Here is a 26,083-nt window from a genome sequence, read left to right on the forward strand (position 1 = left end):
ATTGAACTCCTTCATTTGAGAATGTATTTGACATCCATATCAATAAATCGTATTATTACGATATAACGATTTAGGAGGAATACTTTTGAACATTCCCGCTTTTGACAGCAATAATATTAAACAGTTCGATGAACCCGCTAATCTGCTGAAAGCTTTATCTCACCCCATTCGTTTATGCATTGTGAGGGGACTGATGATGAAAAAAAAATGTAATGTTTCTTATATGCAGGAATGTCTGGATCTTCCCCAATCTACAGTGTCACAACACCTCCAGAAGCTTCGTAGTGCAGGTATTGTTGCTACAGAGCGCAATGGTCTTGAAGTGAACTATGTGCTTGCTGATCCACGGGTTGAACAGATTATAAATACTTTATTTGAAAAGGATGATTGTGAATCATGAGTAAAAAAGTACTGATTGTTGGCGGGGTAGCTGGAGGTGCATCTTCAGCTGCACGTCTTCGCCGTCTGGATGAACATGCCGAGATTATTATCTTTGAGAAAGGGCCTTATATCTCATTTGCCAATTGTGGCTTACCTTATTATGTAGGGGGATCAATCGATGACCGAGAGCGTCTGCTGGTGCAAACGCCAAAAGGGATGGCTGATCGTTTTCGTATCGATGTTCGCACAAGAAGTGAGGTTGTAGCTATCGATTCGCAGAAGCGAGTGGTTAAGATACAGTCGCAGGAACGCGGTGCATATGAAGAAAGCTATGACGAGTTGATATTGTCACCAGGTGCAAAACCGATCATTCCCGATCTGCCGGGTAAGGACAATCCACTAATTTATACCGTACGAAGTATTCCAGATATTGATCGGATCAAAGACCAGGTAAGTTCTTCTAACAACAAGTCTGCGATCGTCATAGGTGGTGGATTTATAGGTGTGGAAATGGCTGAGAATTTAAAGGAAGCTGGTCTGAATGTAACGCTGGTTGAGGGGAACGCACAAGTACTCACACCATATGATCCCGAATTAGCAGCCGCATTGTCACAGGAAATGGAGAATCATGGTGTGAACCTGCTGTTTTCCAAGCGTGTTCAGGGATTCCTTTCCCTGGAGCAGGGCATTGGGGTTGAACTTGCGGATGGTCATACGCTAACAGCTGACATGGTTATTCTTGCGATAGGCGTAACGCCGGACACCTATTTCTTGAAAGATAGCGGTGTTTCTCTGGGTGCACGTGGACATATTATCGTAAATGAAGCCTTAGAAAGCAATGTGCCACATATCTATGCTGTTGGGGATGCCATCGAAGTAACGGAAACCATTCATGGTACGAAGGCAACGATACCACTTGCCGGACCTGCCAACAAACAAGGCCGTATTGTTGCTGACCGTATCGCAGGGCTTCATTCTACCTATAAAGGAACACAAGGTACGTCCATTATCAAAGTATTTGGAATGACCGCAGCCACAACAGGCAGTAATGAGAAAACACTCCAGCGTCTCGGCGTGGAATATCAAACCGTTATCGTACACCCTGCTTCTCATGCATCGTATTATCCGGGTTCTAGCGCAATTACTCTTAAACTGCTGTTTACTCCGGAAGGTAAGATTTTAGGCGCACAAGCAGTCGGGTATGATGGAGTGGATAAACGAATTGATGACATTGCTGTTGCCATTCATTTTGGAGGACATGTCCGGGATTTGACAGAGCTTGAACTGAGTTACGCACCACCTTATTCTTCTGCCAAAGATCCCGTGAATATGGCTGGATATGCAGCAGAAAATATGATTACTGGACGTGTTCAGACGTTCACCTATAATCAACTGGCTGATCGTCAGCCGGAGCAATCAATACTTCTGGATGTTCGCAGTGAAATGGAGCATCAAAATGGTCATATTCCGGGTTCACTCTCTATTCCAGTTGATGAGCTTCGTGAGCGATTAGATGAATTAGACCCATCCAAAGAAATCTGGCTATACTGTCAAGTCGGCTTACGTGGTTACACAGCTTCGCAAATTCTGCGTCAGCATGGTTTTAGCGTGAAAAACTTGAGTGGTGGTTATAAAACATACCGTCAAGCCCAGTTTAAGCCTGCTCCAATTCCTGCTGGAAAACAAGATTATCATAATCCTGCGCTGGAAGCTAAGGGAAAGAAGTCTATTCCAGCTGACTCGACACAGCCACAACGTATTGATCATGACTTGAATGTATGCGGATTGAGTTGTCCTGGTCCGCTAATCCAAGTGAAGCAGAAAATGGATCAACTCTCGAACGGAGAAACCCTGCGTGTGAAAGCTTCCGATCCAGGCTTCTATGAAGATGTCAAAGCATGGGCCACGATGTCAGGTTCCACCATCTTGCAGTTGGAAAGACTGAAAGGCGGTACAATTGAGTCTGTCCTTGTTAAAAATACAGCACAACCGGTATCGGATTCTCCCGTCAGCGATCCTGCCAGCACAATGGTAGTCTTCAGTGGCGATCTGGATAAAGCGATTGCCTCACTCATTATTGCAAATGGGGCCGCAGCCAGTGGACGAAAAGTAACTCTATTTTTCACATTTTGGGGATTGAGTATTATTCGTAAGCCGCAACCGCAAAAGTTATCCAAAACCATGATCGGCCGTATGTTTGATATGATGCTGCCTCGCGGCAGCCAGAAGCTTGGCATGTCCCAAATGAATATGCTCGGAGCAGGCCCGAAAATGATCCGTGGTCTGATGAAAAAACATCATGTGCCTTCGTTGGAAGAATTGATAGAGAGTGTAATTGCACAAGGAGCAGAGATCGTTGCCTGCCAAATGTCTATGGATTTAATGGCAATCCAGCGTGAAGAATTAATAGACCAAGTCAAAATCGGTGGTGTCGGTTACTATCTTGGTCAAGCCTCACAAGCAAATCATAATCTGTTTATTTAAAAATTTATCACAAACTCCAAAAAGCGTTGGTTCGAATTCGAACCAACGCTTTTTGGACTTAGTCATCAAGTAAAAATTCGACTTCATTTTTTTGGTATTATAATATAAGCATACACTTATATTTAATTGAAGGAGGACGTGCTATGGATTCTATGCAAGAGATAGCGGATAAGCTTAAATTGCTCGGTGATAAAACACGCCTTACGATCCTTACACTCCTCAAGGAACGTGAATGGTGCGTGTGTGAATTTGTAGAGATTTTAGACATGTCACAACCTGGAATTAGTCAACATTTGCGCAAACTGAAGGATCAAGGCTTGGTTAAAGAAAGTAAACGTGGTCAGTGGGTATACTACTCTTTAAATGTAGAGAATACACCCTATATTTCATCTGTCCTGGAATTGATGCCGGATACAGCAACTATTCTTAAATCGTTAAATAAAGAAAACTTTACATCAGTATGTAATTAATTTTTGATCAATATATAAGCATATCATTATATACCAATGTAAATTAAGATGAACTGAAAGGGGGTGTATCGTTTTGTTTTCTACGCTGTTAGCCTGCATCATCTTTTTGATTACACTTGTACTCGTTATTTGGCAGCCTAAAAACCTGTCCATTGGTTGGTCTGCTTGCGGCGGAGCAATCCTTGCTTTACTTGTGGGTGTGGTCAATTTGGAAGATGTATGGGATGTGACACAAATCGTATGGAACGCCACGCTTGCTTTTGTGGCAATCATTCTGATCTCATTAATTCTGGATCGTATCGGCTTTTTTGAATGGGCTGCCTTACATATGGCCAAAGCCGCTCATGGCAATGGTGTACGTATGTTTATTTATGTCTCCATCCTTGGTGCAGTGGTTTCTGCTTTCTTTGCCAATGATGGAGGTGCACTGATTCTGACACCGATTGTTTTAGCCATGGTACGTGCACTGAATTTCGATGAGAAGAGAGTATTTCCATTTATTATCGCCAGTGGATTTATTGCGGATACAACTTCCTTGCCATTGGTTGTAAGTAACCTGGTCAACATAGTGTCTGCCGATTTCTTTGGTATTACGTTTATGGAGTACGCAGGAAGGATGTTTGTTCCAAATCTGTTCTCACTGGCGGCGAGTATAGGTGTACTGTATCTCTTTTTCCGCAAGAGTATTCCCAAACGATTTGATGCCAGTGAATTGAAACCTCCGGTAACTGCCATTAAGGATATGAAGATGTTTCGGTTGTCGTGGGTGGTGTTAGCGGTTCTTCTCATTGGATACTTTACCAGTGAATTTATCGGAATTCCCGTATCTCTTGTGGCAGGTATTGTCGCGATATTCTTCCTGATCATGGCTTCCCGCAGTTCAGCTGTACCAGCAACATTGGTTGTCAAAGAAGCGCCGTGGGCCATTGTATTTTTCTCCATCGGCATGTATGTCGTAGTTTATGGTCTACGTAACGTAGGTTTGACCGATCTGTTGGCCGTAGTCATTCAGGCTGTAGCTGATCAAGGATTGTTTGCTGCAACAATGGGTATGGGCTTTATCGCAGCAATCATCTCATCCCTGATGAACAATATGCCTACCGTTTTGATTGATGCACTTGCCATTGATGCAACAACGGCTACGGGAACGGTTCGGGATGCGCTCATCTATGCCAATATTATTGGATCAGACCTGGGTCCCAAGATTACCCCGATTGGTTCACTCGCGACCCTGCTTTGGCTTCATGTTCTCAGCACCAAAGGTGTCAAAATCTCATGGGGCACTTACTTCAAGACGGGTATCATAATCACCATTCCGACTCTGTTTATTACGCTAGTGGGTCTGTATCTGTGGTTAAGCATTCTATAAAAGCAATCTATAATTCAAGTAACGAGGAGACGATGAACATGAGTAAAAAAACACTGTACTTCCTGTGCACAGGCAACTCTTGCCGGAGTCAAATGGCCGAAGGCTGGGCCAAGAAATATCTGAGTGAGGACTGGAATATCTATAGCGCAGGAATTGAGGCCCACGGTCTGAATCCAAAAGCGGTTGAAGCCATGAACGAAGTTGATCTGGATATTTCAACTCAAACCTCGGACATCATTGATTCAGAGTTGTTGAACAACGCTGATTTCGTAGTCACGTTGTGTGGGGATGCCGCAGATAAATGTCCAATGACGCCTCCACATGTGAAGCGAGAGCACTGGGGATTTGATGATCCTGCCAAAGCGCAAGGTACAGATGAAGAGAAATGGGCCGTATTCCAAAGGGTTCGTGACCAGATTGGGGAGCGTATTAAAACATTTGCTGAAACCGGAAAATAATACAAACCTGACTGAGCAGGATAATTGAATGAGTACCGAGAGAATGCCATGATAAGTGGCATTTTTTTTGTTCAAAAAAAATGAACGTTTCATTCAGAAACGGTTCTTTGACTTACCCATAACCCCAACATAGAGTGATGACAAGGAAGGTGGTTGATTTAGCTAGCAAATGAGAAGCACATCCCCCCTTGACTTTCCCCTGTACGGGAAACTATATACTCGCATTAAGTTAATAGATTGGAGTTGATATGTTGTTCAAAATCAGTGCATTTTCCAGGCTGAGCAGGGTCTCATTAAAAACACTGCGTTATTATGACCAGATTGGCATACTTAAGCCGAGAAAGGTAGATCACGATACGGGTTACCGTTACTATTCCGCAGATCAGCTTCTTGAGCTTAACCGAATCTTCATTTATAAAGAATTGGGGTTTACGTTGCCACAAATCACACAGCTGTTACAGGAACATATTACATTGGAGAATATTCAAGGCATGTTTAAGCTAAAAAGAAGCGAAATTCAGCAGATTATCGATACGGAACAAGCTAAACTCGTCCGAATTGATGAACGCATGCAGCTTATAGAGGAAGAGGGGCATGTCGAAACTGGGCAAGAAATCCGAATCAAAGAGGAAGGTGCTCGACCGTTTCTTTTTCAGACAGGGTGCGGGAGGGAAGAGGAGATCCCGAGTTTATTTCATCAGTTTGATCAGTCATTAACAAAAGAAATGCGCCAACTGATCCACGGACCTCAGGTTGTTTTGTGGAAAGAAATCGCAGGACAAGAGGATGAGTTCGAGTTTGAAATAGGTTACTTCTTAAGCTGTGATCTGCGATCACCTCCCGACCCATTTCAACTGCGGACTCTTCCTGCCGAGCCCATGATGGCCACCATAGCTTATCGTTCCAATGCCACCTTTGCCTGTAAAGCCTGTGTCCATCTAGCTACATGGATTGAGAAGAATAACTATCAGATCAAGGAGAACGGAGCTGGTAGGGAGTTATACATACCCTTATCTCAAGAACAAGATGTACAGTTTATAGAAATACAAATTCCAATACTAAATAGATAACTGAAGAAGACGGAGTGGATTAAAGTGAAAAATAAATGGATTATATATATTTTGGCATTGGCTGTTTTTCTGATCGGAACCCTTGAATACATTATTACAGGAGTCATAGAAATGATCGCCTCAGACTTGAGCGTATCTACTTCCGAAGTGGGTTTACTGGTGACTGTATTCGCCCTGGCAGCGGCCATTATCGCTCCGATTCTCATTGCAATTACAATAAATATGGATCGCAAGAAGTTACTGTTGGCCGCCCTCAGTGTGTTTATTGCCAGCAACGGACTTATGCTTGTTGATCTTTCTTATGAAACTTTGCTATGGGTGCGAATTATTCAAGGGGCTAGCGGAGGAGTGGCTACCGTAGTAGCAATGGCCGTGTCGACACGACTGGTTGAAAAAGAAAAAAGGGGCAATGCCATCGGCATCATTTTGATGGGGCTAAGCAGTTCGCTGGTACTCGGTGTCCCTCTAGGCACATTTTTTAGTGAAATGTTTGGATGGAGAGTTCTATTTGTTTTAATCGGTTTGTTAAGTGTTCTTCCATTACTTATTATCTACAAAAAGGTTCCGGCAATCAAAGAGGAAGAAAAAATCACCCTCAGAATGCAGCTCTCCATTTTAAAAAATCCACTCATTCTGACTGCCTTGCTTATTACGTTATTGTATATCGGCGGCTATTCGACACTGTTCACGTATATTACGACTTTCTTGCAAGCTACATCGACTCTTACCATGACCGAGATAAGCGGTGTTCTGTTTCTCGCGGGAATTTGCAGCTTTGTCGGATCAAAAGTGGGCGGACAATTGGCAGATGCAAAGGGATCAAAGTTTACAATCTGTCTAGGCCTTCTGTTACAAGGCATAACTCTTCTTTTGTTTGTTCTAGCTGGAGTTAATCTTATGATGTTAATCTTGGTTTTAATGATCTTTATGTTGGCAACGTGGAGCATATCTCCGGCCCAGCAACTATATCTGGTTACACTGGCACCTCGTAATCCTGACATTGCCCTTAGCGTAAATACGTCGTTTATCCAATTTGGTTTTGCACTGGGATCTGGATTAGGTGGGATTGTGATCAGTCGTACATCTGTCCTGTATTTAAATTGGTTGGGTTTTGGAGCTGTAGGAATTGCTTTACTTCTTGCCATACTGCTATTTAAGAAATCGAGAAGCAGGATTGGAGACTCATGGTCTGAATCCAAAAGCGGTTGAAGCCATGAACGAAGTTGATCTGAATATTTCGACTCAAACCTCGGACATCCTTGATTCAGAGTTGTTGAACAACGCTGATTTCGTAGTCAAATTATGTGGGTATGCCGTAGATAAATGTCCAATGACGCCTCCACATGTGAAGCGAGAACACTGGGGATTTTATGATCCTGCCAAAGCACAAGGGTCAGATGAAGAGAAATGGGGCCCTATTCCAAGGGGTTCGTGACCAGATTTGGGAGCGTATTAGGACGTTTGCTGAAACGGGAAAATAATACAAACCTGACTGAGCAGGATAATTGAATGACTACCGAGAGTATGCCACAATTAGTGGCATTTTTTTGTTCGAAAAAAATAACAACAACATAAAGTGAAGACAAAGAAGTTGGTTGATTTTAACAATGCAAATAAGAACATATATACCCTTGAGTTTCCCCTGTACGGGAAACTATATACTCGCATTATGTTAATAGACTGGAGATGATATGTTGTTTAAAATCAGCCCGTTATCCAGGATAAGTAGGGTCTCATTAAAAGATGGAGTAGATAAAATAATATATGGTGTTACTACATAGTGCAGCAAAGAGGTAACCGTAAAACTTGAGTCTTCATGACTTATATGAACAGATGCAAAACTGAGTTAAAAGAAAATGAGAACTATGAAAATGGGAAATATAATGGGAAGGTGTATAAATTCAGTTGAAAATATTGCTATTATAGCAAAAAAACTTGGCACAATAATAAAGCGTTTTCTGTAAACTTGGTGTAATTTTACCGACCTCTTACACAACGGTAGGGTATTGACAATACGTAAATGGGCGAAATATAATAATTAATAGTTAAGATATTATGAAATAATTCATAAGAATGTATAAATTTACACTATGTTAACTAAGCGTAAGAATAGACTTATTTTCCAAAAAAAAGTATTGTTCTTTCCTACAATCAGCAAGCTCCAATCAAAGTTGGATTTCTTTTAGTTACTTAATTTAGATGAAATTAACTCTGATTGGAACAAACACTCAAGGAAGGATATAAAGTAGCTATTATAGATACACCTGTACTAAGCTTCTTAATGATGATTAGGTTCAATGCTCAAACTGAGCAAGTGACTCGTTTCCTGAATTATAGAAGTAAAAGAGTACCGACGAGTACGTAAAAGTATATGCACTTTTTTAGGAGATGATTCATTGTGGCAAGAATACCACTACCGTACAAGACTGAAAACAACCTAACTGAACTATTGATAATGGAGCAAGCAAGAAGAGCAGCTGGAACTCGTGGCACTGCCCGCCCATCTCTTAAAGAACTTGAGGAAGAATTAGCTACATACTGTAATGTTACGCAAGATACCATCAACCTGCTGAGACGTAATAAGCATCAACCATCGCTTCCGGTTGCAATCAAAGTATGTGAGTATCTACAAGTTCAAGTGGACGAAGTATTTAAGCTTATAGTCAATCCCAATTTCAAATAGGGTGGTAGGGCGACATTCCTGCTGCCTTTTTTTTCTATGATAGGCATTATATTAGTTAAATGTAATAAGTTAAAGTAAACATGAGAATTGAGTAAATTACGATGGTTGAGACTTTCTCAAAATTTCCACACATCTAAAACATCTGACCTCGGTACACTGTCCTCGTCGATTTGTTTAATTTACATGGTGGCCGTCCCATAGAGTTGTCGTAGACATGAGACGTTTACTAAAAATCTTGCTTTATGTGAACGACTAGTCAAGCCATTTTTTGTATGGAAAAAGTTTAGCAAATGTTTAAAGTACCCGCCTTTGGTCATTTAGTTGACTAAAGTTAGTGGTCCACAATCTTATCTTATTAAACAGGGCTTTCTTGGATGAAAGATAGAGCCATGAAAGCCTACCTTGCATCTCACTGTTGTGAGTTCCTTTTATATCGAAGTTTCTTACACAGGGTGGCTTGAAGACCAATCTTTTGAACCAAATACAGTACCGTCTTAAGATTTTCCATACTCCTCTTAGTAGTTTCCACACATGTGAAAAAAATTCTCCTCCACATCTTGATCTATCTTTTTTCCTCTTCGAATTTGAGTCTTTATGAATATCTGTAAACTTCTCACTTTAATCTCCACACAAAAAAACCTTGTATACAACTCTTAAACCCTGGTATTTTTTCGCGATTTCCAACCACTTAGCTGATAAAGCAATAATTTGTTTTACCTTAAACAAGCAACTTTTTTTAAACATAGAACGACCATTGAAAATTGAGGGGGTCAAACATTATGAGTTAATACAGCAATTACCTTGCCTTATATCCTTCGATAACAATTGAGTACATCACTCGAACTATGTCATCGACTCTCGCTTGAAGCATCAAATAGAAATGAAAATGTTAAATGCTAGTGATTTGAATAGATTAGCTACATTTACAGGAGAGAAGAAATAAAGATGAAAGTTAAGAAGGCCGTAACAGGCAGTAACTTCTACCACTGCGGCTATTATTCTTGCTGATTGATAAGAACACTGGACAACGCTCTACATACTCTTATTCGTATTACGTACCTAAGGTTATACTGGAGTTTTAGGTGAAAAAGCTACTTCGAATATTTGATGCAACTAGCCAGAACAGGAAAACTCAATGAACCCTCTGATAGGAAGCGAAATATGCTTAGGCTGAATTATTCAACCATATAACGACAGAGTTCTGTAAGAGCATTGACCTCTAAAGTAAGGCTCGGGGAAAGGACTGTGTAGTATTGAATTATGATTGCACGAAGTGCGGAAAGAGAATGAATGATATTTTAGAACATATATTACATATCATTCATGAATGCCCTATTAAGGGTTGACTAGTGAAAATTGAACATCATATTGATTAATTCATTTAAACTAATGAGTAGCCATATATTAAATATGATTTACAGTAAGACTTATCCTAAGGATAAGTTGGTTGTGCATTTAGGTTTTTAACATTTAGCAACTATTTCAGTACTTGAACCGACTAATGAGGTAGGGAGCTGATTTTTAACGATGGTACACAAAGAACCGGTGGTATTATCTAAAGAAAGAGAGTGCATTTATCAAGATTCTGGAAATAGAGGGCACATTCAAATACCGAATATGGTCATCTCTTGTTTAGACTTATCAGACACATCGAAGGTAGCATATGGCGTAATATCTAAGTACGTTTGTGAGAACGGCAGAGAAGCATTTCCTGCAGTATCTAGAATAGCAATGGCCTGCAATTGCACCAAGAAAACCGCCATCAAATATATCAAAGAACTTTGTGACAAAAAATTCATCCTTAAAGATCGAAACGGTAATCGAAAGACAAACACCTACTACTTGATGAGTGTTGACAAAATAGAGCACTTACATGTGTCGGAGATGTTCTGGCGCGCAGTTAACGAAGTTTACAAGAACGTGGAAGCTTGCCTTTACGAAGAAGTCTACAACTCCTTCATGAAAATGCTTGAGAACATAGTTGCCAATGGAATTGTGTTCCGAGAAATTCCGGTCAATGTTGAAACAGAGGGTTATATAAGAGAGACCCTTTTAAAGGGTATATTGAAGAATGCTGATGGCATGTATAAGCCACTCGACCTTGCGAAAGTGAAGCCTAAAACGTTTGATCAACCTATGATGAAGAACACAACAGATAAGTTTTTGAACGGAGCTATTAAAATTCATGGAACTATCTTAATGGATACAAATAGATTTGTTCTTCCCGATGACGTAGAGAAATGGAATATGGATAACTTCGTTCAATATTTTTATGAACAGTTCATTAGTGCAACAGGAAGAACTCACGAGTCCACACGTAGTAAGCACCGTGGAATGTTTAGACGTATAGTTGATAAAACTAATAATGATAAAATGCTGGTAAAAAAAAGGATACAAGCTTTTTTTCAAATCGGCTATGATAATCAATCGCTTGAATGGTTCTGTACATCTGGAAGAGCCGTTGAGATAGATTTGTTCATTACTCAAGGAAAGAGACCCTTTTACATTATCACAAAAGAGAAGAAGGGCACCACTGAAACTCAATTACAAATAAAGAGTGGTATGACTGCTGACGATTTCCTAAAAAGGATTAAAGGAGGCAAAAAATGAGTACAACGATTGAGATTAAAGAAGAACTCTTCAGCACATGTAAAAACTGTGTTGTGAAGGATTGGTGTAGACTTCGTAGCGGCGAGTTCAAGTTACCGCTCGATAATATGCACACATTCTGCATCGGCTATGAAAAGCTGTCCAAGGCTATTGAACTGGCGAAGATACCGAAGGAGTACCACAGCGCAAACCTTTACAACTACGTAGTGGACGATGACAATGTAGACTTCGCTCCAATAGTAAAGGAATTGCTCACTAATCCAGTGGGCTTCGTCACTTCCGGTACAAACCTCGCGCTGATTAACTACAACAAGGGGACAGGTAAGTCATGGACTGCGAATGCAGTCCTTAATGAATTTATCTACAAGGTTTGTCGTGACTCAGGGTGGTTTGACTATGAAAGTCCAGTAGCAATGTATGTTAAATTTGGGGCATGGGCTAACCGTCAACGGGATATTTATATTCGCAATGACGCACAGTTTAGCTTTGAAGCGCACAAAGAACTAAGTCAAATGAAAGACGTTCCTTTACTACTTCTAGATGACATAGGGAGTGGCAGAATAACCCCGATAATTCGGGATCTTACCTATGATGTTATTGACTTACGTAAAGAAGAACAAAAAAGCACTATCTTTACAAGTAACTTCACTACTTCAAGATTGCGTCAAGATGACATGCTTGGTGATATGGTTGTTTCCCGAATGTTTTACAATACAATGGTCATTCCATTGGGGGGTAGAGATAGAAGGGAAGATAATACTTATATTTACTAAAGGTAATTTGACTAGAAATAGAATTTTTCTTTGTAAATGGTTATTAATATACTCTAAACCTGGACATCACAAGTTAGTTGAATATACGGCAAGTAACTGCTATGATAGCTCTAATAAGTTCGCTAAACAACTATATGTAGAACGTCTGAAGGTTGCTAATGTAATCCTGGGAGTAGTTCTATTCACCCTAAAACTAATGCGGACGGAAACCTTTATCCGAGCAATAGAAAGCTGTATTATATGCAATTTGTTCAAGTTAAAGTTATATTGGTTGTACTCACCTTCGTTATATTCCTAGTCTAGTTATCAAGTAGGAGGTATTGAAATTCCCTACTTGGAAACTCAGTACTACTTATTGTAATCCGCCTTCCTTTCCTCAAACTTTATTGCTCTAAATGGATTAGGCTTGACGGACTAAATTTTTTGAATTATACACCACGACTACCGTCAAGGTTATATTAATTAGGGCAATGTCCCTTCAGGATGCCCACTATTCATATAATAATGGGTGGCTCCGAAATTTCCCGAATTTTTGTCGCTAAATCTGATTCTAGTAAGGAAGACATTAATGTTAACTCACGTAAGCCAATGGGCTTATTTAAGTTACCCACGCTTTTCAATCACCAAATAATTGCTTTGTTTACAATATTTTATAATAACGACACTCACAAGGTCTAACGACTAGTACGTTCAAAAAAGCCCCCAAATGGGCATAATATCTAAGTCTTGTGATAAAGTGTGACTTCTTCTTTCTAATCATAGTTTGAATTGTATATTAGTGTTTAGGCATATCATATGGCGACACCTTAAAGACTTGTCGATTACACCGATCATTATTGTAATTGAGCAAGTCTTTTCTTATTGCCAAAATTCATGAAATGCTATTTACTGCCGAAGTAATAATAGCATACATAATGAACAAGAAAAGAAGTATTTGTGATCCTCGCGCACCTTTACCAATACATGAATCAACTACTGATAATGTAATTGGATATTGGGAGGGGAAACGTTGGCAGCGATCGAAGAACTCCAACTATTAAATCACGTCCTCAATGTTAAAGACTGGGGCGTAGTAGAGGGTGCAGGAATCACCGAGAATTATTTCCAAATCCACAAAGACGCTTTTGAGTTCATCAAATTTTTCATAAGAATTAATGGACAATTGCCAACTATTGAAACGGTAATGAACAAGTTTAATACATTTGAATTGGTGGATTTAGAGAATATCGACCATGTAATTAAATCACTGAAAGAGGACTTCCTATACAGACAGTTTAAACCGATACTTGTATCAGCTTCAGAAACCTTCGCTAATAAAGAAACGACAGCGGCAATTCAACAATTGCAAATGGAAGCGCAGCGTTTTTTGAAGTCAATTGGATCAAGCAGTCAAGGGTACTCCTATGTTAAGAATGCTCAAGTAAGGCTAGAGGCTTATAACAGAATTCATGGTAGAGCAGAAGATGAATTTATTGGAATGACAACGGGTTTTAAACCACTTGATTTAGCAACCAACGGACTTGAATCACTCGAAGGAGCGGTTGATTATTTCCTTGTGTTTGCGCCAACAAACATGGGAAAAACACTCATATCATCATTTATGATGGGAGCTGCATGGAATAGTTCGTTAGCCACAGACTATCCTGCCTATTTTTCACTTGAGCAAAGAGCATCCGAAATTGCTCTGAATTGGGACAATACTCTTGCAAAAATATCTAGACTAGCTTTAACACGAGGTACGCTTTCTGGTGAAAAGAGAGACGCTTATGCAGAGTTTGTTGACCGACTTAAGCAAAAGAAGAAGGACATGATGATTTATGACTTTGACAGCAACGGCGGCAAACCATTTACGCTTGACGAGATACACAGGATACTGGAGCGAGAAGGTCACAATCGCTGGACTCTTGATCAACTATCAAAAGTTAGACTCTCACATCGTAGTGCGGGAGACCTCCGCCAACGATTATTTGAAGTGTCTGCAGGTGTCCGTGAAATTATCCTCAACACTGGAAAACCTGCTATGGTAGTTGCTCAAGCGAACCGTGACGCTCTCAAAAAAATTAAAAAAGATATTACAGAAGATGTGGATGCTACAGATATCGGGGAGGCTTTCTCAATCGTACAAGATGCTTCTAAAGGAATCTCTATCGTTAAAGTAAGCGATAATACATTCCGTATTTTGGTCATTAAGAATAGAAATAACATAAGTGGGCAATCATTCCTTGTACGCTACGACTTCGATACTGGAATCGTTTCCGTCTTGGATGATTACATTGGAGAACAATATTTTTAAGAGAGATAAGCACCAATGCAGTTAATGCAAGAATACATGTATATAACTCTCTCTGTCCGCTCAGAAGAGTTACCGACTCTATAGTAATACTTCCACTTGTCTATATACATATTGAATCGTATAAAAACCCTTCCATGCAAAAATAAGGGAGTAAGGGGAGTGGAATATTTACAAATCAACAAAAGAGAATCCAAATATAGAGATTCTTGAATCCTTGCACATCGACCCCAAACAATTGATAGAAGAACTACGTTTTTCTTTTCAGTATCTCTCTAAGGGTTTAAGCAACCCTAATGCATTCACGGGTTTAAATGATACAGGTGAATGGATCATGAGTTGTTGTCCCTTACACGCAGAATCTAGAGCTTCTTTCGGAATCTCTAAAGAGTCCCCCTATCACTGCAACTGCTTCTTTTGCGGCTATTTAGGGACAATAGACAACTTAATAGAGAATGCTCTGGACTTAAACGAAGGAGAAGGCATTAATTTTTTGGTCTCTACCTATATATTCGAGGAAAAAAGTAGAACATTCGATATGGTTGACTATATAGATAATCGTAGGAACAAATATGTAATCCCCTATCTTGAAGAAAGTAAACTAGTGACTCTAAAGAAATCAAGATCAAAGAATGAAGTTCTCTTTCAATCAGGCATGAGCTACATGCGTGGTCGGGGTTTTAAAGATTGTACTCTTGAGACCTATGAAATTTGTGTTGACACCAAAACAGAAATGTTGGTATTCCCTCAAAGAACCAGAACGGGACAACTCCGTTTTGTTCAAAAGAGGAAAATCGGCAACAACTATCATGGTGCTAAGTTCATAAATGAAGGGAGTACGATAAAAAAAGATATCGTCTTCGGTCTTCACTTCATTAACAAACTTAGAACTACGACAAACCGAATCAAAAGAGTCAGAATGGTCGAGTCACCTACTGACTGTATGTCCAACTACCAGATAGGTATTCCCGCGGTATCAATTAATGGACGTATCCTTTTCAGAAATCAGGTTCGGGAGTTACAGTTGGCAGGCATCGAAGAGGTTGACTTGATGCTCGACAACGATAAGGCGGGTGAGAAGGGGATGCAGGATGCCGCCATATTACTGGATAGGGCGGGTTTGATTGTAAACCGGGTTCGCTACCCTAGCTTTCCTGTGTTCAAAGATAGCAATGAGCTACTAAATGCTGGACTACTAGACCGTCTTGACACCTACAATGTGAACCTTATCGGTGCAATTTTCAAGTAGTTTAATTTCTTTCGCACCTTTTCTACAGCATGCAACGACCACTAATAGCAAAAGGTAAAACATTATACATTATCCCATTGGAGGAATTAACTGTGACCAATCAGACAACCGTAGCTAACTTCGATATCGAAACTTTGACGCCAATCTTTAACTTCATATTGAAAGGTGTAAGACACGAAGACCGTGAAGAAGTTAAATCCGAAGCCGTTCTACGTATTCTGACTGCCATCGACAAAAGACAAGTTAAAAAAGATGTGTTTACATTCTCACACACTGTCGTTCAACGTGCTGTTTACGACTACTATCGTAAGAATAACAGAATGATTACGAAGAACAGCACTCTTGTAAACTATTGCGATGGTGCAGATGAAGAGCAAGGTTCAACCATTGATTTCTTCTCTTACGCAACTGAAGAAGTGGGCTACGGTCTATCTGATGTAAAGACAGATTACTTGAATAATTACTCTGATTTTACTCCGCAACAACGCAAAATAATTGATTTCATGCTCTTCACGGAAGGAGGAATAGATATGAAACCGACAGAGATTTCTAATTTCCTCGGTTTAGACAAGTCCCATGCTTCACGTGCAATGAGCAAACTTAAAAAGTTATGTCAAAGTTAAATGAATGAAGATACTTTTCTTTAAGTATATCACATAACACTTCACATTTTTTTTAATTTTCTCATTTGTTCCTAGGTATTTCTTTCCAAGTTTATATACGATCATATTACCACTCTGCTGAGGGTAGTGTCAATACACTACAATACTGCTTATAACAATACATCTTTATCAAATTCATATAAATATTATTCTAAAATCTTAAGATTAATTAACCAATTCTTACGTTTTTGAAACAACCTTTTTTATCTTTTGAATAGGATAGAAACATTACTAAAAATTAAGTGAAGAAACATTTAAGAGAACATTGAATCTTCCTTACATATCATATCCAACTTCTTAACAAGTCATTCCTATCTTTCAAAAATGTGGAACGACAAATTATTTGAATTTATTTAATCTCAAACACAAAACTGTTATTGGAGGAAGCCCGATATGTCTAACACTGTAGTTCGTGGTCTTGGAGCAATTCTTTCTGGTGGTGCAGATTTTCTTACTTTTCAAGAAGGGAACCCCATGACTTTGCTCTTTATTGATTGGTTTGAAAACTTGCTCGGTATCCGTGAGCATTTTGAAGCTACTTTGAATCCTAAGTATGTTCGTTGCCCTGGAAAAAATATTTGTCCCCTGTGTAAAGCAAACCCTTCCAAGTATCCTGCGCTTCGCATTAAGTTCCGTGTATATGATGCGGTTGAAAATAAAATAAAATTCGTATCTCTAGCTAAATCCCACGTTCAAAAATTGAACTGTGATTTCATACAGCACGAGATTGACCCAACGAAGAATTTTGTAACTATCTACCGTACTGGAAAGGGAGCATCGGATACTTCCTATAGCGCCCTCCGTTACGTAGCTAATCTTGAGGCAAACAATTCACTTGATTATCCTTCTCAAGAATTACTAGACAACATACCTGACATAACACCACAAGTAACACCACACAGCCCTGATGAGATTACGGCTTTTGTACAGGCAATGGCCGGTGTTACTCAGTTCTATACTAACAGCGATATTCGATCGCCTCAAGGTAGACATGTACTCTCTTACGAGAAGCAGCAAGGGACTCCAACTGCACATCGTAAGCTGCCATTCTAATCGTTAAACGTGAGGGGATATAAAGCCCCTCATTGTTGTACTTTCTTAAACCTTAGCGCATTCATCATGTTAAGACGTTACAACATTTCAAGTGTAATAGGGAGGGTCACAGTGTCTGAAGCTAATGAAATACTTGAAATTCTCAAAAAGGCTGAAAAGAAAGACGCCCAACCGAGCCGCACTAAAAAAACAGAAATTTTAAAATCTAAAAAAAAGTTAACTAAAAGAGAACAGCAGATTTTGGATATCGAATCTTCTATTAGAATGCCAGATAACTATACGCTTGTTAATACCCCTGAACTACTTGAGCGGCTAGTGAAATATTATAAAGCATATAAAAAGATGTATCAAGGCGATGCTTTTGTCTATTTAGATACTGAGACTTATGGACTAAACAACTGGCGGGACTCTTTAATATCCATTTCTATCGGTTTTGAATCAGAACAATATTTTAACATACCTATGCGCAAATTTCTACATAATATGTCGAAGGATGTCGAAACTTTGCCTTTTGATGTTGTATCCAACGCGCTGAGACCATTGTTAGAAGCTGATTATATGATTGTAATGGCAAACGGGAAATTTGATATTCACGTACTCAAGAATTGGGCAAACATTGATATTACCTTTAATATTCATTGGGATATTATGATAATGGGTGGGTTGTTAAACGAAAACAAACCAAAAGGTTTGAAGGAATGGTACAACTCATACACCCTCCCTTGGCTAATTGAGCAAGGTAAAATGAGTCGTGACGAACTCAGTCGGCCAACCTTCAAGTTTAGTAGCATGTTCGACAAAATCCCATATGATAGTATACCTCACAGTATTGCCAATTATTATGCTTGCCACGACGTGTTCATGACACATTGGGTGTTCAGATATCAAAAATTCATTATAGAAAATCCTTCTTTTGGACTATATCGTGTTTACAAATTGTTCAGAGAAGTTGAGATGCCATTGGTGGCAATTTTCGCCACTGCAGAACGGCGAGGTGTAGAACTTGATTCTAAGTTTCTCAAAGACATTATAGGTACAGTTCTTCAAGAAAAGTTGGATGAACTTAAGAAAGATATCTTCAGTGTCTTAGGCAGAACGATTACCCTCACCAAATCAAGAACACGTCAGCGACAGGGGATTAAGTTCAAGGAAGAATATGAGATCGTTGAGAAATTTAATCTTGCTTCTCCCGCGCATTTAGCAATTAAGTTATACGTTGAGCACGAGATACTTGAGCCTGAGATGGTTTACGTCAAAGAACTCAATCGTAAAGTACCTACGCAATCAACAAGCAAGAAGGTACTGACAAGGAATAAGAATGTCCTGGTCACTGTAAACGACAAGGCTCATAAAATAGTAGATTATATTCTGGAATATCGAGGTCTTTCCAAGCTGATTGACGCTTTTTGCAATAAACTTCCTAATGACACAGTGGAAGGTATTATACACTGTTCCTACAATCAAATGGTTCGTACCGGGCGTGTATCCTGTTCAGCACCGAATCTGCAACAGATTCCATCAAAGTTCGACCTTATACGATATGCATTCCGTGCATCTGCTGGTCGATTGCTGGTTTCTGCCGACTTTTCACAACAAGAACTTCGCTGGTTAGCTATCTTTTCTCAGGAGCAAACCCTCATTGATATATTTAAGTTGGATTTGGATATGCACAGTCGGGTAACGTGCCAGATTCACGGATTTGATTACGATATGTTTGAGATGATTCGAAGTTACAAGGGTGAGTCCGAAAAAGAAACTTCTAATAAAATAGAGGAAATAAATGCGAAATATTCTGGTTCTCAAGAACTTCTCTTCGCAATGACCTATCTTAATAGTAAGGAAAAAGGGGCGAACGCTTCCACTGTGGGGGGGTCAAGCCAAACGATTGAATACCTTGCTGGATTATTTGAACTGCTCCGTAAGAAAACTAAATCCGTAGTGTTCGGTAACAACTATGCCGAATTTAAACTCCTCTCATATCGGTGAAATCTAAGTGGCTGTCGAGAGACGCTCCATACGGCAATACCGAGCTAAAACTCGCTAGGTTAGTAGTGAATGATGGTGTAGAGACTTATCATAGGTCGCCTGACCACTAGTGGTCAAATCAATCGAATCTATGTAATGGGGAGAACAGTTATCTCTTAGATAGGATCAACCTACGTTAATTTAACAGTCAGCAGCTTATATTAAAGCCAAAATAAATTTACTAAGGTTGCTTCTATAGCTAAAGGACGAATTAAAGTTGATGTTGAAAAGGCATTGCTCTTTACTGAAGATGCTAAATTCACTCCAATATGCGTGAATTCACGGGAAATGTAAGATTACAAGGTGTCTCGAATCGCTTTGGTACTTACAGTAAATTGTGATGAAGCATGAGGGAACTTGTTAGTATTGATCTCAGGCGGTAAATGCTTTTCGAAAGCACTTTAGGTTCATAGAGAACTGAGAGCGGTTAACTATCTCAAAACTAATCATCGCGAGATTGACCGCCGTAGTTTTATAACTGTTAAGGGATAGTCCACTCCCATAGAAATATGGGGATACGAAATGGTAGTTTACGGTATTACTGAGTTAGGGCTAAGTGAGCAAATTGGTTCTAGTAAAGAGGAGGCTAAGCAACTAATTGAAGGCTTTAAATCCTCCATGCCCAACTATCTTATGTGGGAAGCAACAACTCACAAGGAAGTAATGGAGAAGGGGTTCATAGAGACTGTTCTCGGACGTAAACGTAGATTTGGTGAGACCATTACCGAAGCTAAACAAGAGGACATCTGGAAGAAGTCAGGATGGCATTGGAAGATTGAAAAATGCAAACGTCAGTCCTGCAATTCCAAGATTCAGGGTTCATCTGCTGACCAAACCAAGAAAGCAATGGTTGATCTATTTTACCCGAGCCGTCTTGACGGAACGAAGTGTTTAGACCGCCGTGAGTGGTTACGTGAAGGCTATATGTCTCAGCTTGAGAAGGACGACCTTCACCTTGTTCTTCAGGTGCATGACGAGTTGATTTTTGATGTCCCAGAGACAGTTGACCCTGCAGCGCTCAAAGCGATCACGGACACAATGGCTAATGTCATCCCCAATGACGTAGGCGTTAAGTTCAAATCAGATATTGAAGTAAGCCCTTATTGGGGTGGTAATTTCTCCAAAGAACAAATCCGTCTCATGACTGAAGGCCTGTTGGACTGGAAAGATATATTCAAGGAAGAGGTGAATAAGAAACTTTCTAAGTTCGGCTTTGATTACAAAGTTGGAATTTTTGCTGATGGAGACTTAGATGATGAGAATGATAGTGAAGAAAACACTTAATACGATTCTTTTTGTTTTTTTGAAAGTTAGTTACTTATAATGTGCTTAGCTGATTAAAAGGGAGTGATTTTTATGCCATCCGTAGGCATTCGAATATGGGGAAATTCCCACCTCGCCCCTCAACGTGAGGTGGAATCTGGAGTGAATGACATAATCGTTATCAACGTCAACGGTACAGACTACACAATTGTCCTTGATGCAGGAAGTTATACATCAAGCCATGAGCATGTAACCTCTAGCTTTGTACAGCATGTGAACGACAAATTGATCGAGGTAGGCTGTCCTGTTATTGCAAAGGTAGGAGGTATTCATGATGACCAGCCACGTACAGTGCTGTTATTTGAGACATCTGAATCATCCGAGAGAGTGACAATGTCTATTGAGGGACCAGGTGCAGTAGAGTTTATCGGAGATACACCATACCAGACAGTACCAGCTGTTGAAGAAACCCAGATTGACGGTCTACCTTCTAAAGTTGCAGCACGTGGTACCGGCATGATTTCGCTCACAGGAGAAATTGGGGTATCTTAATCTCCCTAAACAGTAAAGTAATTTTGATAATTCATAGTGGATAATTAGTAAGTCAAAGACCTCTAAGGGGTCTTTTTTCATTGCCGCACCCTTTCAGGCTAGTGGGTTGACTACTAGAGTGTATGCCAAACAGCAACTGATAGGAGATGATCCCATGACAACAGGAAAATTCCACTCCAAGAACGTGTATCCCAACGAAGTCAAGCCTTGAAATCACTTCCATTAGCAAGTGCGTGGAGCGACTATTAGAAAGAGGGTTACAATATGAAGATGACAACACAACAATACGCAGAAATCATCGCAGGTAAGGTTGCTCATACTGCAAAAAACATTGCAAAGAACAGTGGTCGTAAGGAAGAAGCAGATTCCGATGTAGCTGCCGCAATGATTGTAACGTTCGCAGAAGAGATGATGGAAGTCATCCGAAAGAGTACACCCAATACACCAAACCCCTTATCTAAAACCTTCGTGAAGCTGAAACGGTTTCTGCGAGGTGTTGGGTAATGTTTGAGCGGTACTTAGTTGGCGGACGACTTGACCCACCCTACTTTCCGACGAAACCTAGCCCTCACTTTGTAGGTAGGGAAATCATAATTCCAGCTAAAGCGAGCGGGGATAGAACTGTCAAGGATACCTTTACAATGTCACATGACCTGGAGTTCTATGCGGTATCCATCCGAACCAATTCGAACAACGTCGAGGACTACTGGAATCTGATGATAGATGGCAATTTTGTTGCTAAGAACATCCACTGCAAAAACTACGAGGAGGGATTATATTTTCAGGTGGCACATCCTGTGGCGGCAGGTAAAGAGTTCCTCTTTGAGTACCATACACCTCAAGGAGACAGAAGAAATTTTGAGTTAATGTTTCACTTTCTTACTGAGCATAACGTTGATTTGGTACTCACTGAAACAACAGATTTGGGAAATTACCCTGATCCTTCCGAAGAGCCAGCAGATGACCAGCAGCCACCGGATACGCCTGAAGATGGTATACAACTTCCCATTACGTGGAAACCGTTTATTTCCGTCGTAGATGCATACAAATGGACACAGAACCTTGGCGTGTCGGTAAACTTCGCAAACAAACTTGATGCAGCAAACTATGTGACTGAAGCTTTGGCGCTTTTACTGAACACATGCGATGGCTTTAAAGAGATGATTCAGAAGCACAAACTAACTATTAACATAGAGAATGGAAACGGAGCTAATGGTTACTTTGATCCTGCTTCTGGAAAGGTAGTCATAAGCAAGACGTATGACTACACTAACGCCGCCACAATTGCTCAAATGGAGTACAGCACAGGGCAGAAGTCTTCACCCGACAAGCTGCGCACAATCATTCATGAGATTGGGCACTGGCTTCATTATCACAATATCGGATCACAACAGTTCTTTCAATATTCAGCACTTGACCCTGATAACTACGGCGTGAAGACAATACTATCAAACGCTCAATCATCTTACATAGCAAACAACCTGTGTAACTACGCTACAAAGTGGTTTCCTATTGAGTTCGTCCCTGAGACATTCACTGCCAAAATAACCGGAGTCTCCATTGATGCTAAGATATGGGAGTGGTACGAGCAATACGGTGGATACAAATGTATAGGATGGTAGATATCTATCAATAAAATTGCAAGTTTTTATGAATGTATTAAATAAAAGCAACATAAGGGGGCTATGCTTAATGGACATTACAGTTCCTTGCGTATTCTGTAAACACTTCAATCGGGACGAACGTGCAAGAATGACTTGTGCTGCATTCCCTAACGGGATTCCGAAGGACATTCAAGAAGTAAAAGTGATTCATACTTACCAATACCCTGCCGACAATGGGGTTCAATATGAAGCGTTAAGTGATAATCAAGACTATTTCAAATATTTTAAGGGAGAGACTCGATTATAAATGTATGAGCAATTGCATTCCTTATCATTTAGATAAACCTACCACCCAACGTAAAGAATTTATGAAAACTACAGCTAATTATAGAAGAATCGAAGAGGAGTTTAAGATTTTGCAACTCTAATTAACCATATATCGACCACTATAATGAGGTGATGTGAATGATAGGCTTCTTAAACAAGTGCCCTCATTGTGGGGCACGTTCTTCTTTTACACCTGAAGAAATGGAATGCGATAAGGCACTAGTTCTGTGGTGTAACAACTGCGGTAACTTCATAAATCAAACCTTGACTATCGAAACTGTTCTCAGGTGGTGGCTTCGCTACAATGAAGGTGAGGAAACGATAGTCCCTCCAGTCAGCAGGAAAAACCTTCAGAAACTCATAAACATTGAGCAGATGCTTAACGAAGAAGGCGAGTGGATGGAAAGTATAGAGATACACATTAAAGACTTCAGAGAGTACCATTATACAGAAGTAGAGGGTGAAAACCATGAAGGTTCAGGTAACGGCTAAGTTCTTCCTTGATAATGGGGAAGTTAAGCGAGTCGATTGGTTTGAGATTGATCCTAAGTTGATAGGTAAGATTGTAGAGAATGGCGTTGACAAGCCTATTGAAATTATTCTCAAGTCGGCAAAGGACGTACAGGACGAATACAAAAAGATATTCCGCAGGCTTCATCGCCAGGGGGAGATGTTCATTGTTGAGAACATCAACGGAGAGTTAGCAGGTGTACCTTTTACCAAGGTGACCTACTGGACATTAAAAGCGGGAGAGGTTACAAAGAATGTAACCGTGTCTACTAATAGAGCGAGTGTCTAATATACCTTGAGAAAATCTGAGACCTAGCCTCTCACTTCTACCATTGCCAGCTAACCTGAGATATTTGAACTGGAGAGACTGGGTAATTTTTACGCCCACTACGGTGATCTCTCCCTCGTACAACCTTCAATCGTGACTGCCACTTTTAATAGCTAATGGACAATACAAGGGCGCATCTGTCACTGGTAACTGTTCCGGACAGATACTAGTGCACCGAAGGCAGGAAGGTGAATGTAGGTTGCATAATTAGATGAGAGGCGTGGGGTCACAGACGTATATAGATTATATAATTGACAATATCAGACCTTCTAATAGTTGCTCGTTGACTATCTGGAAGGTCTATTTCATGATGTAAGAGTTGCTGATAAACAAGGGAGAATGAGTCTAAAAGGGCATGAAAATAAAAAGTACATGAGAGGCCTACGGGTCTCTTTTTTTGACTGAAAATTCTCATCGCACCCCTCAATGGAGATACCCCGACTACTGAAGTATAAGCAGTTGAACTACACTGCTGAGGGCTCTGTATGATTAAAGAGAACATATCTTATCATATAGATATTCCGGTCACCTTAGAGGGGAGGAAAAGTGAAAAAAGAATGGTATTCGAAGTATAAAATGAACAAATATCATTATAAGTTAAATTATACAAATTTGATTAATAACAGGGCTGAACAATGAGCAGACTTGATAATTCAACTTTGCAAATGACGAAGTAAACTAGAACTTAGTGAAAATTCATTCCTATCGCGACTATTAGAGTGATCGAAGTACTTAATCCAGTGAAAATGATTAGAATGCTATTAAACCTAAATAAAGCCAGTAACACGACATTATCAACAAATGATGGGATAGCTTTAACCTCACATTACTAGGAGGATCAAAATGGCAAGCACTTATGTCTACACTCTCGGAGTCATAGTAGAGCAAGTCGAGCAGATTGAGAGATCTATTAAGAATATGGAACAAACTATGCGTCATGTATCGCCTGCCACTGTGGATGTAATTCGCAGAAACAAGTCTCAACTTGAAGCATTGCTTGAACGCATCATGAATGCTGATGTGACCTCCACATTTAGTTTACAAGCTTTTATTGAAGTCAACAAACAGTGCCTGCAAGACTGTTTCTCTGCTGACTACACAAACCGTCTCAGCACAATTGGGAGGACGAGAAGACAATGAAAATCAAATTCCGTGATGTATATGAAATCCTGCAGAACAATCGGAAGGCTGTGTTGGATATGGGGCTTGATGTAACAAATGTTCTTGATGGTGAAGGTAAATGCTTAATTTCAGATGAACTAAATGTGCTGAAAGAAAGTTACGCAGACCTGTACAATTCAGACATTAAATTGAACGAGAATATTGACGCTATTAGGGCTAAAGCTAACTCTTGTTATAAATGTTTAGACCTTAGTTGATAGGCAAACATCAGAATGTTTTTGATCAATAAATATATCCTATTACATCCAGAGATTCTAAAACTAGTTACGAATAGCACGGTGTCAGCTTGGGATAAAAAATGAGCGGCTTATTTTACTAAGAATGGCGTGATATAAATGAAAATTGACAACAGAATAGTCGAAGGGCTCAGATTAAAAGATGTGCCCGAAAACAAAACGAAAGAGATGCACTTCTACGCTAACGGGAAGAGTATTTTTCTGAGTTCTATTACTGAAGAGAAATTGATTAACGAGGAACAGTTGGATATGTTCCAGCACTGGATTGAAGAGACTACTCTTAACCTGCCGACTTACCAGACATTGTTAGAAATTCTTGAAACAGAAGGTAATGTGGTCTAATGATAGAGACATCGTGAGCTCGTCCATTTTCACAATAGCAATGTGTTTGCAAGCGGAACGTGCCAGTGACATTATCTTGGTACTAACTATGTTAACTTGTTCCCAGCACTAATGTGTGGCTTGCTGAAGAATATGGAGTTCTCCATATGGATAACCGTCTAA

The 26,083-nt window shown here is 39.9% G+C and carries 25 protein-coding genes and 1 pseudogene; 25 read left to right on the forward strand and 1 reads right to left on the reverse strand.

Translation table 11 applies throughout. The features are described from left to right. Positions 1 to 85 precede the first annotated feature (85 nt). The 24 genes and pseudogenes from ACETMN_RS16230 to ACETMN_RS16345 all read left to right on the forward strand — a co-directional run bounded on the left by ACETMN_RS16230 (position 86) and on the right by ACETMN_RS16345 (position 25,301). Positions 86 to 400 carry an ArsR/SmtB family transcription factor gene (locus ACETMN_RS16230; protein WP_091018859.1) on the forward strand — a complete coding sequence of 105 codons (315 nt, stop codon included), beginning with the start codon at positions 86 to 88 and terminating at the stop codon, positions 398 to 400. Next, positions 397 to 2,865: an FAD-dependent oxidoreductase gene (locus tag ACETMN_RS16235; protein ID WP_091018857.1), complete on the forward strand. Its 2,469-nt coding sequence runs from the start codon at positions 397 to 399 to the stop codon at positions 2,863 to 2,865. Before ACETMN_RS16230 ends, ACETMN_RS16235 begins: the two co-directional genes overlap by 4 nt. A gap of 143 nt (positions 2,866 to 3,008) precedes the next feature. Then, a complete protein-coding gene (locus ACETMN_RS16240; RefSeq protein ID WP_091018855.1) occupies positions 3,009 to 3,335 on the forward strand; it encodes an ArsR/SmtB family transcription factor in 327 nt (108 codons plus the stop codon). A 73-nt stretch (positions 3,336 to 3,408) separates the two neighbouring features. Further along, positions 3,409 to 4,704, forward strand: coding sequence for an arsenic transporter (locus ACETMN_RS16245; RefSeq protein ID WP_091018854.1), 1,296 nt, complete (start codon positions 3,409 to 3,411; stop codon positions 4,702 to 4,704). Positions 4,705 to 4,742: 38 nt separating this feature from the next. Continuing rightward, the gene (gene arsC, locus ACETMN_RS16250; RefSeq protein WP_047843093.1) at positions 4,743 to 5,162 is read left to right on the forward strand and encodes an arsenate reductase (thioredoxin); all 420 of its coding nucleotides are present in this window, start codon (positions 4,743 to 4,745) and stop codon (positions 5,160 to 5,162) included. Between the two features lie 251 nt (positions 5,163 to 5,413). Beyond that, positions 5,414 to 6,232, forward strand: a complete 819-nt coding sequence (locus tag ACETMN_RS16255) for a MerR family transcriptional regulator (RefSeq protein ID WP_091019092.1) — start codon at positions 5,414 to 5,416, stop codon at positions 6,230 to 6,232. Positions 6,233 to 6,256: 24 nt separating this feature from the next. Then, complete coding sequence (locus ACETMN_RS16260) at positions 6,257 to 7,441, forward strand: MFS transporter (RefSeq protein ID WP_411736372.1); 1,185 nt, start codon at positions 6,257 to 6,259, stop codon at positions 7,439 to 7,441. Further along, positions 7,401 to 7,713: pseudogene (locus ACETMN_RS16265) on the forward strand (arsenate reductase); the annotation flags it as partial. The gene ACETMN_RS16260 and the pseudogene ACETMN_RS16265, both read left to right, overlap by 41 nt. Before the next feature lie 917 nt (positions 7,714 to 8,630). Then, positions 8,631 to 8,915 carry a helix-turn-helix transcriptional regulator gene (locus ACETMN_RS16270; protein ID WP_047843096.1) on the forward strand — a complete coding sequence of 95 codons (285 nt, stop codon included), beginning with the start codon at positions 8,631 to 8,633 and terminating at the stop codon, positions 8,913 to 8,915. Positions 8,916 to 10,442: 1,527 nt separating this feature from the next. Continuing rightward, the gene (locus ACETMN_RS16275; protein ID WP_091018850.1) at positions 10,443 to 11,525 is read left to right on the forward strand and encodes a helix-turn-helix domain-containing protein; all 1,083 of its coding nucleotides are present in this window, start codon (positions 10,443 to 10,445) and stop codon (positions 11,523 to 11,525) included. After that, entirely contained in the window at positions 11,522 to 12,298 is a 777-nt protein-coding gene (locus ACETMN_RS16280; RefSeq protein ID WP_047843097.1) for an ATP-binding protein, read from the forward strand. Before ACETMN_RS16275 ends, ACETMN_RS16280 begins: the two co-directional genes overlap by 4 nt. Before the next feature lie 1,009 nt (positions 12,299 to 13,307). After that, positions 13,308 to 14,591, forward strand: a complete 1,284-nt coding sequence (locus ACETMN_RS16285; RefSeq protein WP_091018848.1) for a DnaB-like helicase C-terminal domain-containing protein — start codon at positions 13,308 to 13,310, stop codon at positions 14,589 to 14,591. A 214-nt stretch (positions 14,592 to 14,805) separates the two neighbouring features. Beyond that, on the forward strand, positions 14,806 to 15,837 hold the full coding sequence (locus ACETMN_RS16290; protein WP_256975267.1) for a toprim domain-containing protein: 1,032 nt from the start codon (positions 14,806 to 14,808) through the stop codon (positions 15,835 to 15,837). Positions 15,838 to 15,929: 92 nt separating this feature from the next. Beyond that, complete coding sequence (locus ACETMN_RS16295; RefSeq protein WP_091018845.1) at positions 15,930 to 16,460, forward strand: sigma-70 family RNA polymerase sigma factor; 531 nt, start codon at positions 15,930 to 15,932, stop codon at positions 16,458 to 16,460. A 432-nt stretch (positions 16,461 to 16,892) separates the two neighbouring features. Continuing rightward, the gene (locus ACETMN_RS16300; RefSeq protein ID WP_091018844.1) at positions 16,893 to 17,552 is read left to right on the forward strand and encodes a hypothetical protein; all 660 of its coding nucleotides are present in this window, start codon (positions 16,893 to 16,895) and stop codon (positions 17,550 to 17,552) included. 111 nt (positions 17,553 to 17,663) lie between these two features. Beyond that, a complete protein-coding gene (locus tag ACETMN_RS16305; RefSeq protein WP_179198611.1) occupies positions 17,664 to 19,538 on the forward strand; it encodes a DNA polymerase in 1,875 nt (624 codons plus the stop codon). 561 nt (positions 19,539 to 20,099) lie between these two features. Beyond that, positions 20,100 to 20,861, forward strand: a complete 762-nt coding sequence (locus ACETMN_RS16310; protein ID WP_091018840.1) for a DNA polymerase — start codon at positions 20,100 to 20,102, stop codon at positions 20,859 to 20,861. Between the two features lie 141 nt (positions 20,862 to 21,002). Further along, positions 21,003 to 21,392, forward strand: a complete 390-nt coding sequence (locus tag ACETMN_RS16315; protein WP_143786557.1) for a hypothetical protein — start codon at positions 21,003 to 21,005, stop codon at positions 21,390 to 21,392. 264 nt (positions 21,393 to 21,656) lie between these two features. Continuing rightward, complete coding sequence (locus ACETMN_RS16320) at positions 21,657 to 21,896, forward strand: hypothetical protein (protein ID WP_091018837.1); 240 nt, start codon at positions 21,657 to 21,659, stop codon at positions 21,894 to 21,896. Continuing rightward, positions 21,896 to 23,014: a hypothetical protein gene (locus ACETMN_RS16325; RefSeq protein WP_179198610.1), complete on the forward strand. Its 1,119-nt coding sequence runs from the start codon at positions 21,896 to 21,898 to the stop codon at positions 23,012 to 23,014. The genes ACETMN_RS16320 and ACETMN_RS16325 overlap by 1 nt, the downstream gene beginning before the upstream one ends. Before the next feature lie 70 nt (positions 23,015 to 23,084). Next, positions 23,085 to 23,303, forward strand: coding sequence for a hypothetical protein (locus ACETMN_RS16330; RefSeq protein WP_047843105.1), 219 nt, complete (start codon positions 23,085 to 23,087; stop codon positions 23,301 to 23,303). A gap of 158 nt (positions 23,304 to 23,461) precedes the next feature. Beyond that, on the forward strand, positions 23,462 to 23,815 hold the full coding sequence (locus ACETMN_RS16335) for a hypothetical protein (RefSeq protein ID WP_047843106.1): 354 nt from the start codon (positions 23,462 to 23,464) through the stop codon (positions 23,813 to 23,815). Next, positions 23,793 to 24,122: a hypothetical protein gene (locus tag ACETMN_RS16340; protein ID WP_091018835.1), complete on the forward strand. Its 330-nt coding sequence runs from the start codon at positions 23,793 to 23,795 to the stop codon at positions 24,120 to 24,122. The genes ACETMN_RS16335 and ACETMN_RS16340 overlap by 23 nt, the downstream gene beginning before the upstream one ends. Positions 24,123 to 25,004: 882 nt before the next feature. Next, positions 25,005 to 25,301, forward strand: a complete 297-nt coding sequence (locus tag ACETMN_RS16345; protein WP_047843108.1) for a hypothetical protein — start codon at positions 25,005 to 25,007, stop codon at positions 25,299 to 25,301. Between the two features lie 139 nt (positions 25,302 to 25,440). On the opposite strand, the gene ACETMN_RS16350 is transcribed toward ACETMN_RS16345, so the two are convergent. Continuing rightward, positions 25,441 to 25,494: a hypothetical protein gene (locus ACETMN_RS16350; RefSeq protein ID WP_143786560.1), complete on the reverse strand. Its 54-nt coding sequence runs from the start codon at positions 25,492 to 25,494 to the stop codon at positions 25,441 to 25,443. 184 nt (positions 25,495 to 25,678) lie between these two features. Here ACETMN_RS16350 and ACETMN_RS16355 point away from each other — a divergent pair, with 184 nt between their 5' ends. After that, complete coding sequence (locus ACETMN_RS16355; protein WP_091018833.1) at positions 25,679 to 25,921, forward strand: hypothetical protein; 243 nt, start codon at positions 25,679 to 25,681, stop codon at positions 25,919 to 25,921. The last annotated feature ends 162 nt before the right edge of the window (positions 25,922 to 26,083 follow it).

Origin of the sequence: Paenibacillus sp. M2 (genome assembly GCF_046713495.1) — a bacterium.
In the GTDB taxonomy this organism is placed as follows: Bacteria; Bacillota; Bacilli; order Paenibacillales; family Paenibacillaceae; genus Paenibacillus; species Paenibacillus amylolyticus_B.